The 12,709-nt window shown below is 70.6% G+C and carries 12 protein-coding genes; 3 read left to right on the forward strand and 9 right to left on the reverse strand.

What is annotated here, in order from left to right; translation table 11 throughout:
* Window positions 1-46: 46 nt before the first annotated feature.
* From KZ813_RS13380 to KZ813_RS13420, 9 genes are all read right to left on the reverse strand, one after another.
* Window positions 47-1,231 (reverse strand): acyl-CoA dehydrogenase, encoded by a 1,185-nt coding sequence (locus tag KZ813_RS13380; protein ID WP_219755490.1) that lies wholly within the window; start codon window positions 1,229-1,231, stop codon window positions 47-49.
* A gap of 27 nt (window positions 1,232-1,258) precedes the next feature.
* The gene (locus tag KZ813_RS13385) at window positions 1,259-1,657 is read right to left on the reverse strand and encodes a RidA family protein (RefSeq protein WP_219755491.1); all 399 of its coding nucleotides are present in this window, start codon (window positions 1,655-1,657) and stop codon (window positions 1,259-1,261) included.
* On the reverse strand, window positions 1,654-2,835 hold the full coding sequence (locus tag KZ813_RS13390; RefSeq protein ID WP_219755492.1) for an acyl-CoA dehydrogenase family protein: 1,182 nt from the start codon (window positions 2,833-2,835) through the stop codon (window positions 1,654-1,656). Before KZ813_RS13390 ends, KZ813_RS13385 begins: the two co-directional genes overlap by 4 nt.
* 1 nt (window position 2,836) lies before the next feature.
* On the reverse strand, window positions 2,837-3,655 hold the full coding sequence (locus KZ813_RS13395; RefSeq protein WP_219755493.1) for an enoyl-CoA hydratase family protein: 819 nt from the start codon (window positions 3,653-3,655) through the stop codon (window positions 2,837-2,839).
* A gap of 10 nt (window positions 3,656-3,665) precedes the next feature.
* Window positions 3,666-4,424, reverse strand: a complete 759-nt coding sequence (locus tag KZ813_RS13400) for an SDR family NAD(P)-dependent oxidoreductase (protein WP_219755494.1) — start codon at window positions 4,422-4,424, stop codon at window positions 3,666-3,668.
* Window positions 4,421-6,739, reverse strand: coding sequence for a bifunctional salicylyl-CoA 5-hydroxylase/oxidoreductase (locus KZ813_RS13405; RefSeq protein WP_219755495.1), 2,319 nt, complete (start codon window positions 6,737-6,739; stop codon window positions 4,421-4,423). Before KZ813_RS13405 ends, KZ813_RS13400 begins: the two co-directional genes overlap by 4 nt.
* 75 nt (window positions 6,740-6,814) lie before the next feature.
* Window positions 6,815-8,308, reverse strand: coding sequence for an indolepyruvate oxidoreductase subunit beta family protein (locus KZ813_RS13410; RefSeq protein ID WP_219755496.1), 1,494 nt, complete (start codon window positions 8,306-8,308; stop codon window positions 6,815-6,817).
* Window positions 8,308-10,449 (reverse strand): ferredoxin family protein, encoded by a 2,142-nt coding sequence (locus KZ813_RS13415; protein WP_219755497.1) that lies wholly within the window; start codon window positions 10,447-10,449, stop codon window positions 8,308-8,310. Before KZ813_RS13415 ends, KZ813_RS13410 begins: the two co-directional genes overlap by 1 nt.
* 4 nt (window positions 10,450-10,453) lie before the next feature.
* Window positions 10,454-11,233: a cyclase family protein gene (locus KZ813_RS13420; protein ID WP_219755498.1), complete on the reverse strand. Its 780-nt coding sequence runs from the start codon at window positions 11,231-11,233 to the stop codon at window positions 10,454-10,456.
* Between the two features lie 134 nt (window positions 11,234-11,367).
* Between KZ813_RS13420 and KZ813_RS13425 the strand changes: the two genes are divergently transcribed.
* Genes KZ813_RS13425 through KZ813_RS13435 form a run of 3 tightly spaced genes read left to right on the forward strand, consistent with a single transcriptional unit; the run spans window position 11,368 to window position 12,709 of the window.
* On the forward strand, window positions 11,368-11,835 hold the full coding sequence (locus KZ813_RS13425) for a MarR family winged helix-turn-helix transcriptional regulator (protein WP_308461890.1): 468 nt from the start codon (window positions 11,368-11,370) through the stop codon (window positions 11,833-11,835).
* Window positions 11,832-12,326, forward strand: a complete 495-nt coding sequence (locus tag KZ813_RS13430) for a MarR family winged helix-turn-helix transcriptional regulator (protein ID WP_308461891.1) — start codon at window positions 11,832-11,834, stop codon at window positions 12,324-12,326. The genes KZ813_RS13425 and KZ813_RS13430 overlap by 4 nt, the downstream gene beginning before the upstream one ends.
* On the forward strand, window positions 12,323-12,709 hold the full coding sequence (locus KZ813_RS13435) for an acyl-CoA thioesterase (protein ID WP_219755500.1): 387 nt from the start codon (window positions 12,323-12,325) through the stop codon (window positions 12,707-12,709). Before KZ813_RS13430 ends, KZ813_RS13435 begins: the two co-directional genes overlap by 4 nt.

Raw genomic sequence — 12,709 nt, forward strand, 5'->3', positions numbered from 1 at the left:
CCTGAAAGGACGCAGGAACGGCGCGTGACGCGAGGGTAGAGCGCCCTCAGAACGCGGCGATGCCGGTGATGGCGCGGCCGAGGATCAGCGCGTGGACGTCGTGCGCGCCCTCGTAGGTGTTGACCGTCTCGAGGTTCATCAGGTGGCGCATGACCTGATACTCGCCCGAGATGCCGTTGCCGCCGTGCATGTCGCGCGCCGCGCGCGCGACGTCGAGCGCCTTGCCGACGTTGTTGCGCTTGACCAGCGAGACCATCTCGGGCGCGAACCGGCCCTCGTCCATCAGCCGCCCGACCCGCAGGCTCGCCTGCAGCCCGAGCGCGATCTCGGTCTCCATGTCGGCCAGCTTCTTCTGGAACAGCTGGCGCCCGGCGAGCGGCGTGCCGAACTGCTTGCGGTCGAGCCCGTATTGCCGCGCGGCGTGGAAGCAATATTCCGCCGCCCCCAGCGCCCCCCAGCTGATCCCGTAGCGCGCGCGGTTGAGGCAGCCGAACGGCCCCTTCAGCCCCGCCACGTTCGGCAGCAGGGCGTCCTCGCCGACCTCGACCTCGTCCATCATCACCATGCCGGTGATCGAGGCGCGCAACGAGAGCTTGCCCTCGATCTTGGGCGCGGCGAGCCCCTTCGCGCCCTTCTCCAGCACGAAGCCGCGGATCGCGCCGTCGTGCGCGTCGCTCTTGGCCCAGATCACGAACACGTCCGCGATCGGGCTGTTCGAGATCCACGTCTTGGCGCCCGAGATCACGTAGCCGCCCTCGGTCTTGCGCGCGCGCGTCGTCATGCCGCCGGGATCCGAGCCGGCGTCGGGCTCGGTCAGCCCGAAGCAGCCGATCAGCTCGCCGCGCGCCAGCCCCGGCAGCCAGCGGTGGCGCTGTGCCTCCGAGCCATAGGCGTAGATCGGGTACATCACGAGGCTCGACTGCACGCTCATCATCGAGCGATACCCTGAGTCGATCCGCTCCACCTCGCGCGCCACCAGGCCGTAGGCGACGTAGGAGGCGCCGACGCCGCCATATTCCTCCGGGATGGTCGGGCCGAGCAGACCCAGTTCCCCCATCTCGCGGAAGATCGCGGGGTCGGTGTGCTCGTTGGCGAACGCCTCGACGATGCGCGGCGCGAGCTTGTCCTCGGCATAGGCGCGCGCGGTGTCGCGCACCATCCGCTCGTCCTCGCTCAGCTGATCGTCGAGCAGGAACGGGTCTGCCCAGTCGAACCGGCCCATCTGGGTCATCGTCTACCGCCTCGCGTCGGGGTCATGTCACAGGTCATCGGGAATGACCGCCGTCGTTTCGATCTCGATCAGCGCGGCGTCCTCCATCAGCGCGACCACCTGCACGACCGCCATCACGGGGTAGTGGCGCCCCATCAGCGCGCGGTAGATCTCGCCGACGCGCCTGGCGTCGCGAAGATAGGCCTGTTTGTCTGTGATGTACCACGTCATGCGCGCGACATGCTCGGGCGCCGCCCCCGCCTCGGCGAGGATCGCGAGCAGGTTGCGCAGGATCTGCTCGAACTGGCCGGGCAGGTCGGTCGCCTCGAACCGTTCCTCGGCGGTCCAGCCGATCAGCCCCGCGACGAACAGCTGGCGCCCGCTGGCGGTGACGGCGTTGCTGTAGCCGCGCGGGCGCGGCCAGCCGGGTGGCTGCACGATCCTCATGCGCCGCCTTCCCGCATGGCCGCGATGGCGGCGCGCGCGATCACCACTTTCTGCACCTCGCTCGCTCCCTCGTAGATGCGCAGCGCGCGGACCTCACGATACAGTCGCTCCACCACGTTACCGCTGACCACACCCGCGCCGCCGAACAGCTGCACCGCGGCGTCAATCGTGCGCTGCGCCGTCTCGGTGGCGTGGAGCTTGGCCATCGCTGCCTCGCGGGTCACGCGCGGCTGGCCGCGGTCCTTCGCCCAGGCGGCGCGATAGATCAGCAGCGCGCTCGCGTCGTTGCCGAGCGCCATGTCCGCGATCGCAGCCTGGGTCAGCTGCAGGTCTGCGAGTGGCGCACCGAAGAGCCGCCGCGTCGTCGCGCGCGCGATCGCCTCGTCGGTGGCGCGCCGCGCCAGGCCGAGCGCCGCCGCACCCACGGTGGAGCGTAGCATGTCGAGCACCGCCATCGCGATCTTGAAGCCGCCACCCGCCGTGCCGATCAGGTGATCCTCGGGGACGACGCAGCCGTCCAGTCGGATCGTGGCGAGCGGGTGGGGCGCGATCACGTCGATCGTTTCGGTCACCGCGAAGCCGACGGTGGCGGTGGGCACGACGAAGGCGGAGAGGCCGCGCGCGCCCTCGCCCTCGCCGGTGCGCGCGAACAACGTCAGCACGTCGGCGATCTGACCGTTCGAGATCCACGTCTTCTCGCCGTCGATCCGCCACCCGCCCGGCACCTGCGTGGCGGTGGTCGCCATCGCCGCAACATCGGAGCCGGCCACCTTCTCCGACAGGGCGAAGCCCGCCACCCACTCACCCGCGGCGACCCGCGGCAGATAGGCGCGTCGCACCGACTCGTCGCCGAACAGCGCGATCGCGCCAGTGCCGAGCGCCTGCATGGCGAAGACGAAGTCGGCGAGCCCATGATGATAGGCGAGCGTCTGACGCGTGAGACACAGCGTCCGCACCTCGACGGACTCGGCCGCTCCCCCATAGGCGGCGGGCACGGCGTGGCGCAGCACGCCGGCGTTGCCGAGCAGGCGAGCGAGCGCGCGGCAGTCGGCACCCACGTCGCCGCTCTCATGGTGCAGCGCGTCGCCCAGCGCGCCGCACCAGTCGTCGAGCCACGTCGCATGGTCGCGGTGGCGCTGGTCGAGGAAGGGCCAGTCGAGGAAGGTCGTGTCCGCCATCTCAGTCTCCCTCGAACACCGGCGTCTGCTTGGCGGCGAAGGCGTGATAGGCCCGCTCGAAGTCGCGCGTCGCCATGCAGATCGCCTGCGCCTGCGCCTCCGCCTCGATCGCGGTGTCGAGCGACATCGCCCATTCCATGTTGAGCTGGTTCTTGGTCATCGCGTGCGCGAACGTCGGACCGCGCGCGAGCGTGGCGGCGAGCGCCTGTGCCTCGCCGAGCAGCGCCTCGGCCGCGCACAACCGGTTGAAGAAGCCCCAGCGCTCGCCCTCCGCCGCGTCGAAGGCGCGCCCGGTGAACAGCAGCTCGGCGGCGCGGCCCTGGCCGATGATCCGCGGCAGGATCGCGCACGCCCCCATGTCGGCGCCGGCGAGGCCGACTCGGGTGAAGAGGAAAGCGGTGCGCGCCGCGGGTGTGGCGAGGCGCAGGTCCGACGCCATCGCCAGGATCGCGCCCGCGCCCGCGCACACGCCGTCGACCGCGGCGACGATCGGCTGCGGGCAGTGCCGCATCGCCTTCACCAGGTCGCCGGTCATGCGCGTGAAGGCGAGCAGCTCGGGCATCGTCATCGCGGTGAGCGGACCGATGATCTCGTGCACGTCGCCGCCCGAGCAGAAATTACTGCCCGCGCCGGTGAGCACGACCGCGCGCACCGCGGGTGCGTAGGGCAGTGCGCGAAACAGGTCGCGCAGCTCGGCATAGGATTCGAAGGTGAGCGGGTTCTTCCGTTCGGGCCGGTGCAGCGTCACGGTCGCGACCGAGTCGACGACCTCGAAGACGAAGTGCGAGGGATGATAGGTGGCGGGATCGATGACGGTCATCGGGGCGGCCTCACATGACTTCGCCGCCGGCGACCGCGATCGCCTGACCGGTGATCGAGCGTGCCGCCTCGGCGACGAGCCACAGCACCGTCGCGGCGACCTCGTCGGGCGCGATCAGTCGACGCTGCGGGTTGGTGGCGGTGAAGACGGCCTCGGCCGCCGAACGGTCGCGCCCCGTGCGCACGACGATCGTGTCGACCGCGTCGCGCACGATCGCGGTGTCGGTATAGCCCGGGCACACCGCGTTGACGGTGATCGCGGTCCCGGCGAGCTCCAGCGCGAGCGAGCGGGTGAGCCCCAGCAGCGCGTGCTTGCTCGCGGCATAGGCGCTGACATAGGCGTAGCCCTTCAGCGCGGCGGTGCTCGCGACGTTGATGATGCGCCCGCGCGGCAGCGTTCGCATGCCCGGCAGTACCGCGCGTGTCAGGTGGACCGCGCCGAGCACGTTGGTGCGCCAGGCCTCGTCCCACACCGCGTCGTCCGTCTTCTCGAAAGCGTTCGTGCGCGCGACGCCCGCGCCGTTGACCAGCACCGCGACCGGCCCCGAGCGCTCGCTCGCGATGGCGAGCGCGGCCGCGACCCAGCTGGCGTCGGTCACGTCGCAGGCGACCGGCAGGGCGCCGGGCAGATCCGCACAGGCGCGCTCGAGCCGCCGCGGGTCGCGGCCCGTGACGGTGACGCGGTATCCGGCCGCGGCCAGCGCGGCAGCGATCGCGAGGCCAATGCCGCTGCCACCCCCGGTGACCAGAGCGTGTGCGCCGTCGCTCACTTGATCGTGGTCAGCTGGCCGGCGTTCGCCGCGTTGCGCTTCAGCTGAGAATAGCCGCTCTGGTACTGCGGCGGCACGGGCGCGTCGTCGAGCTGCTGCTGCGCGGCGGCGCGGATCGTCCAGTTCGGGTCCATCTGGTGCGGGCGCCCCATCGCGCACAGATCAGCGCGCCCGGCCGCGACGATCGAGTTGACGTGGTCGACCTCCCAGATGTTGCCGACGGCCATGGTGGCGATGCCGACCTCGTTGCGGATACGGTCGGAGAAGGGCGTCTGGAACATGCGGCCGTAGACCGGCGTCTCGCGCTTGGTAACCTGGCCTGAAGACACGTCGATCAGGTCAACTCCGGCGGCAGCGAAGGCGCGGCTGATCGCCACCGCGTCGTCGGGCGTGTTGCCGTCGGCGCCGACCCAGTCGTGCGCGGAGATGCGCACCGACATCGGCTTCTCCGCGGGCCACACCGCGCGCATCGCCGCGAAGATCTCGATCGGCCACCGGATCCGGTTGGCGAGCGTGCCGCCATACTCATCGGTGCGGCGGTTCTGCGTGGGGCTGAGGAAGGCGGAGAGGAGATAGCCGTGGCCGCAGTGGAGCTCGATCATGTCGAAGCGGGCCGCCTCGGCCAACTCTGTCGCGCGCACGAACTGGTCGCGGATGCGGTCCATCTCGGCACGATCGAGCGCCACCGGGACCTGATTGTCGGGCGTCCAGGCGACGTCGGACGGCCCGACCACCGGCCAATTGCCGACCTCGAGCGGTCGATCGATCCCCTCCCACGCCAGCCGCGTCGACCCCTTGGCGCCGCTGTGGCCGAGCTGCACCGCGATCCGCGCGCCCGGCGTGCGGTGCACGAAATCGGTGACGCGACGCCAACCCGCCGCCTGCGCCGCGTTCCACAACCCCGTGCAGCCCGGCGTGATCCTGCCCTCGGGCGAGACGCAGGTCATCTCGGTGACGATCAGCGCCGCGCCGCCGAGCGCGCGCGCGCCGTAGTGGACCAAGTGGAAATCGTCAGGGACTCCGTCCACCGCCGAGTACATCGCCATGGGCGACATCACCACGCGGTTGCGCAAGCTCATGTCGCGCAGCTGGAACGGCAGGAACATCGGAGGGATCGGCTCGTCCGTCTCGCGCCCGAGCGCGCCCGTCACCAGCGAACGCTCCAGGGCGGCCAGCCAGGCGGGGTCGCGCAGCCGCAGGTTCTCGTGGCTGACGCGCTGGCTGCGCGTCAGCAGCGTGTAGGTGAACTGCTTCGCGTCCATCGCCAGGTAGCGGTCGAGGTTCTCGAACCACTCGGTCGAGTTGCGCGCCGCGTTCTGGAGCTTGACGACCTCGAGCTGGCGCTCCTCCTGATAGTCGCGCAGCGCCGCCGCCATGCCGTCGTGCGTGTCGATGCCGGGGCGGCTCATCACCTCGGCGAGTTTGATCGCGTCCTCCAGCGCCAGCTTGGTGCCCGAGCCGATCGAGAAATGCGCGGTATGCGCGGCGTCGCCGAGCAGCACGACGTTCTCGTGGCTCCAGCCGTGGCAGATCACGCGCGGGAAGCGGATCCAGGCCGACCCGCGGATGTGGCCGGCGTTGGACATCAGCGGGTGGCCGCCGAGGTGATCGGCGAAGATCGCCTCGCACAGGCGGCAGCTCTCCGCCTGGCTCATCGTCGCGAAGCCGGCACGCTCAAAGGTCTCGGGCGCGCATTCGACGATGAAGGTCGCGGTGTCTTGGTCGAACTGGTAGGCGTGGGCCCAGATCCAGCCGAACTCGGTCTTCTTGAACAGGAAGGTGAAGGCGTCGAAGCGCTGGTGCGTGCCGAGCCAGACGAAATGGTTACGGCGAGTGTCAATGTCGGGGCGGAAGCTCGCCTCGTAGCGGCGGCGCAACTTGCTGTTGAGCCCGTCCGCCGCAACCACCAGGTCGTTGTCGGCGAGGAAGGCGCTGTCCGGCTCGACCTCGGTCTCGAAGGCGAGCGTCACGCCCAACTCGCGTGCGCGTGCCTGGAGAATGTCGAGCAGGCGCTTGCGGCCGATGCCGATGAAGCCGTGGCCGGTCGAGCGGTCGTCCGCGCGTCGCACCCCGTCGTCGATATGGACCGCGATATCGTCCCAGTGCGCCAGCTCGTCGATCATCACCCGCGCGCTGACCGGGTCGTTCTCGCCGAGCCGATCCATCGTCTGGTCGGAGAAGACCACGCCCCAGCCGAACGTGTCGCCGGCGCGGTTGCGCTCGTAGACGGTGACGTCGTGCGACGCGTCGCGCAGCTTCATCGAGATCGCGAAATACAGCCCGGCGGGGCCGCCGCCGACGCATGCCACCTTCATCGCACTCTCCTCGACGGGGACGCAGGCCAGATTATCGGACCGCACATATACTTCAAGCCTAAAATATCTCCACGATCACGCCGCCGTGGCGAGCGCCGCGGCGAGCGCGTTGCCCTCCTCGTCCGCCAGCGCGGCGGCGCGCAGCGAGCGCAGCTGCGCCGCCGCGTCGGGTCGGCCGACGAGCCGTCGCGCCGCCTCGATCACGAGCGTGAAGTGGCGCAGGCCGCGCTCGAACGTGTCGCTATAGCCCTTGATCAGTTCCTGCGTGGCGGCGATCTCGGTCGCGAGCGCGACATCGGTCGCGGCGGTCGCGGCGACGAGCGCGAGCCACTCCTCGATGCGCGCCTGCTCCTCGGCGAAGCGCCAGGTCGACCGGCGGATCCGCCGCATCGCCGCGACCGTCCGCAGCAGCAGGAACCAGCGCAGGCGGGTGACCCGGACGTGGCGCCCGCGCGAGAACAACGGCTCGAGCCGTCGCCGCAGCGCGGGACGGTGCCAGATCGCCGCGCCGAACCGCGCCGGCAGCGTCTCGCACACCTCGCGCAGCCGCGGGTGCATATAGTCGGTGACGGTGAGGAGCTGGGTGGCGCCGACCCGGACCTCGCTCGCGACGCGTGCCGAGCGCGCCGCGCGCACCTTCAGGTCGGCGACGCGGATCGTGTCCTCGTAGCTCATCCACAAGGCGAGATGCCGCGCCACCGCCTCGGTCAGCACTGGTTCGTCGCGCGCGGCGATCGCTGCCAGGCGGTCGAGGTAGAGGTCGGCGTAGCGCGCGTCCTGATAGTCCATCAGACGGCGCACGCCTTCCAGCGCGGAGGCGTGCGCGGCGTCGGGCAGGGTGGCGAGTACGCGCGCCTGGCGCTCGGCCCCGGCAGGTGTGGTGGCGGCCGGCGGTGCGGCGGCAGCCTCGATCGCGTCGCGGCGCTCGCCTGCCGCGGCCATGCCCGCGGCGAAGCCGGCGAGATTGGCGGCGACCGCCTTTCCGCCGCGCTGGATCGCCGCCTCGAACGACTCGCGCGCGAAGGGCAGCGCCCCCGCCCCGGCGAGCGCGCCGAACATCACCGAGCTGATCACGCTGCCCGCGCCGGCCGCGGCCGCCTCCATATCGAACCCGACGAAGCGCCTCGATCGCCGCGCCGCCGCGTCGAGGATGCGCTCGCTCGCGCCGGTACCGTCCCCCAGCGCCGACTTCTCCGAGATGGCGTAGATGCGGTGGGTCGATCCGATCAGCGTGGTGCGGTCGGCGCTGACGAAGCCGCGCAGGATCGCGCGCCCCGTCTCCATCAGCTCGGACGCGATCACGACGTCGACGTCGCCGGGCGTCGGAGTCATCGCCAGCACCGGCGCAGGATGATTGGCGCCGGGCGCGCCGCGGCGCACCATCTCGATGTAATAGATCGTCGAGCCGGTACGCTGCGCCACGCCGGGGACGGAGGTGCCCTGCGCGACATAGCCTTCCGCCTCGGCGAGGGCGAGGATCCAATCGGCGAGCACGCCGCCGCCCTGACCGCCCAGCGCCAGGATCGCGACCGTGAGGCGATCGCGCTCGCCCGCGGTCGGCGTCGCCATCAGAAGGCCCTCGCCGCGAGCGCGCGCGCGTCGCGCGCCTGTATCCAGCCGATCAGCGCGGCGCGCCAGCGCGCCAGCAGCCGCTCGAGTCGGCCGGGGTTGGTCACGATCTCGGCCTTGTAGAAGGACGGGCACAGCACCGCGGCATGCGCCACCTCGCCGCAATTGCCGCAGCCGACGCAGCTGTCGTCGATCGCGGTGACGGGGTGGTGGCGCAGCGGATCGGGGTTGGCCTTGACGCTCAGCGACGGACAACCCGACAGGCGGATACAGGCGTGGTCTCCGGTGCAGGTGTCGGGATCGACCCCGAACCGCTCGCGGACCACGCGCTTCCCCTCGCGCGCCGCCTGCGCCAGCAGCGGCCGCACGCGGCGCTGCTTGTTGAGCATGCACTCCGACTGCGCGACGATCACCTTCGGCCCCTTCTCGGGGGTGGTCAGCGCTTCCTTGAGCGTGTCGCGCATCCGTGCCACGTCGTAAGTGCGCGTCAGCGTGCGCGTCCAGCCGACGCCCATACCGCGGAGCGCGCGCTCGATCGGGTTGTTGGTGCGCCGCGTCGCGTTCTCGGCGCGCGAGGACAGGATGTCCTGACCGCCGGTCGCGGCCGAATAGCCGTTGTCGACCACGATCGTGACAGTGTCGTCCTGGTTGAAGACCGCGTTGCCGATCCCTGACGTCAGGCCGTTGTGCCAGAAGCCGCCGTCACCCATCATCGCCACCGCGCGCCGCCCCCCCGCGCCCTCGCTCGGCTTGAAGGCGGAGGCGCCGGCGGTGCCCAGGCCATACCCCATGGTCGTGTTGCCGATGTGGAAGGGCGGCAGGATCGAGAAGAGGTGGCAGCCGATGTCCGCCGAGACGTGCAGCGCGCCGAGCTCGCGCTGGACGAGCTTCATCGCCGAGAAGATCGGCCGCTCGGGGCAGCCGGTGCAGAAGCCGGCGGGGCGGGGCGGCACCGTGCGCGCCAGCTCGGGCTCGGGCGGCAGCGGCGCGGGGGGCGCGGCGGCGACCCGCCCCGGCGCGTGCGCCGCGAGGAAGGCGAGCAGCGCGTCGCGCAGCACTTCGCCCGAATATTCGCCGGCGCGAGGCAGTATTTCCTTGCCGACGACGCGCGTGTGCAGGTCAGCGCGGCGCAGCAAGGTGTTGAGCTCATGCTCGATGAACTCGGGCTGGCCTTCCTCGACGATCAGCACCGCGCGCTTGCCCGCGCAGAAGGCGGCGACCTCGTCGGGTAGCAGCGGGTAGGTGACGTTCAGGCAGTAGACCGGCACGCGCGCCGCGCCGTGTGCGTCCGACAGGCCGACCAGCTCGAGCGCGCGATTGAGCGTGTTGTAGAGCCCGCCCTGGACGATGATGCCGATCTCGTCCTGCGCCGGCCCGAACCATTCGTTGAGCCGCCGCTCGGCGATGAAGCGCTGTGCCGCGGGCCAGCGCCGCTCGATCTTCTCGCGCTCGTGCAGGAAGTTGGCGGGCGGTAGCACGATCCGGTCGACGTCGCGGACCGGGTTGGCCGCGGCCTCCCCGACGGTGAGCGGCGGCCGGCGATTGTCGCGTGCGGTGAAGCTGCCGGTGACGTGGCAGGCGCGCACGCGCAACTCGATCATCACCGGCGTGTTCGACGCCTCGGAGAGCTCGAAGCCGGCCTCGACCATGTCGACGATGCTGGGCAGGTTGGGGCGCGGGTCGAGCAGCCACATCTGCGACTTCATCGCGAAGGCATGGGTGCGCTCCTGCATGATCGACGAGCCCTCGCCGTAATCCTCGCCGACGATGATGAGCGTACCGCCCTTGACCCCGCCGCTGGCGATGTTCGACAGCGCGTCCGAGGCGACGTTGGTGCCGACCACCGACTTCCACGCCACCGCGCCGCGCAGCGGATAATTGACCGAGGCGGCCAGCATCGCCGCGGCGGCGGCCTCGCTCGCGTTCGACTCGAAGTGAACGCCCAGCTCGCGCAGCAGCGGGTCGGCGTCGGCGAACACGTCCATCAGATGGCTGATCGGCGACCCCTGATAGCCGCCGACATAGGCGACGCCGGCCTGGAGCAGCGCCTTGGTGACCGCGAGGATCCCTTCGCCCGCGAACGTCTCGCCGGCGCCGAGGCGGAGCTGCTCCACCTCTCGCTTGAAGGAGCGCTCCGCCATCGTCTCAGCCCGCGACCAGCGCGAGCACCCGCAGCGGGCTGCCCGATCCGCCCGTGATCTTGAGCGGGGCGGCGATCACCACCGCGCCGGTCGGCGGTAGCTGATCCAGGTTGGCGAGGCATTGCAGCCCGTAGCGACCGGCGCCGTGGAACAGCGTGTGCGCCGGATAGGCGGGATCGAGCAGGTGCGCCTGCCCGGCGTCGGTGCCGATCGTCTCAACGCCCAGACCGTGCGCGTCGCGCTCCTCGATGAGGAAGCGCACCGCTTCCGCAGACGGCCCCGGCGTATGCGCGCCGTCGTCGCGGCGGTTGGTGTAGGTGTCGCTGTCGCGCTTCGACCAGTCGGTGCGCAGCAGCACCCAGCTGCGCGCAGGGATGCGGCCGTGCGTCGCCTCCCAGGCGGTGATGTCCGCTACGGTGAGGAGATAATCGGGGTCGGCCGACGCGGCGGCGGAAACGTCGATCACCACCGCCGGCGCGACGAAGTCCTCGGGCGCGATCGTGTCGACGGTGTTGCGCGGCAGGTCCTTGCCCGTCACCCAGTGTACCGGCGCGTCAAAGTGCGTGCCCGTGTGCTCGCCCACCGTGAAGTTGTTCCAGTGCCAGGCGACGCCGCGATCGTCGTAGCGCGAGATCTCCTGCCGACTGAACGGCGCGGTCTGGCCGAACGGCTCGGGCAGGATCAGCACTGGCGTGTCCTCCGACAGCGGCTGAGTCAGGTCGATCGTGCGGATCGAACCGCGCTGGAGCGCGGCGGCAAGGTCGGCGAGCACGGCATGCGACATGCGATCTTCTCCGATAGTCTGGAAGACGACGTGGGAAGGAGCCTGTCACGAGAAACGTGCACATGCAATTAAATTCGGATCGTGCGTTGCGGCCTGGTCGAGGCCCCGATAAGGCCCGCTCGGGGAGGGCGCACGTGGACAACCGACAGCTTGGCAATCCTGGTACCGCCGCCTTCCAGGTGGAGCGATATCCCTTCTACCTGCTCAATCGGTTGGTCTCCCGCTACAATGGCGTGATCGGCGGGCGCCTGCGCGCGATCGACCTCGATATCCCTTCCTGGCGCGTATTGATGATCCTGGGCGAGCGAGCGCCGCGCGGCGTGCGTGACATCGCGGACGCGGCCGTGATCCCGCTCTCGACCATGACTCGTATCATCCAACGCATGACAAGCGCCGGCCTGGTCGCAGTGAGCGACAGTGCCGACGATGCGCGAGTCACCGAGGTGTCGCTCAGCCCCGAGGGAGAGCGCCGCTTGGCGGCCGCGCGCGAGGCGAGCGCGCCGGTGTACGAGCAGGTGATCCGCGGCCTCAGCGAACGCGACTTCGACCAGCTGCTCGACCTGCTCGGTCGCGTCCACGCCAACCTGGACGAGGTCGCGTGAGCGAGCTGCGCGAGAAGCACGACGGCGCCTTCTCCGAGCAGATGGACGTGCGCGTGTGGCTGCGGCTGCTGAGCTGCTCCACGGTCATGGAGAAGCGGCTCCGCCGCCGCCTCGTCGAGCACCACGCCACCACGCTGCCGCGTTTCGACGTCCTCGCCGCGCTCGACCGTCAGCCCGCGGGCATGACGATGAGCCAGTTGTCGCGCGCTTTGCTGGTCTCCAACGGCAACGTCACGGCACTGGTGCGACAGCTGGAGCAGGACGGGATGGTGGCCAGCCGCCAGGCGAGTGGCGACGCGCGCTCCAGCATCGTCGCGCTGACCGACCAGGGGCGCGCGCACTTTCGCACCTTAGCCGAGTCGCATCATCGCTGGGTTCAGGCGATGCTCGCGGGCGTGCCGCGCGACGAGTTGGCGACGCTCTATCGGCTGCTCGCGCTGGTGAAGAGCTCGATCGCCGCCGAGCGCGAGCCGGGCGAGGAGGATCGATGAGCTTCGTGTCGCGACAGATCGTCCGCTTCGCGCACGTCGATGCCGCCGGCATCGTCTTCTACCCGCGCTATTTCGAGATGCTCAACGCCGCGGTCGAGGATTATTTCGCCGCGCTCGGCGCCAGCTTCGCGCAGATGCACGCGACGCGACGCCTGGGGGTGCCGACGGTGTCGCTCAGCGCCGAGTTCGTCGCCGTGAGCCGCCTCGGCGACGAGCTCGATCTCGCGCTGTCGGTGCGGCGCGTCGGCACCTCCTCCGCGACGATCGGGGTGGAGGTCAGCTGCGGCGGAGAGCAGCGCTTCCGCGGCGAGGTGGTGCTGGTCTGCATGGACCTCGACCGTGGGCGCGCGGTGCCCTGGCCCGAGGACATGCGCCCGCGCTGA

The organism is Sphingomonas folli, from assembly GCF_019429525.1.
In the GTDB taxonomy this organism is placed as follows: Bacteria; Pseudomonadota; Alphaproteobacteria; order Sphingomonadales; family Sphingomonadaceae; genus Sphingomonas; species Sphingomonas folii.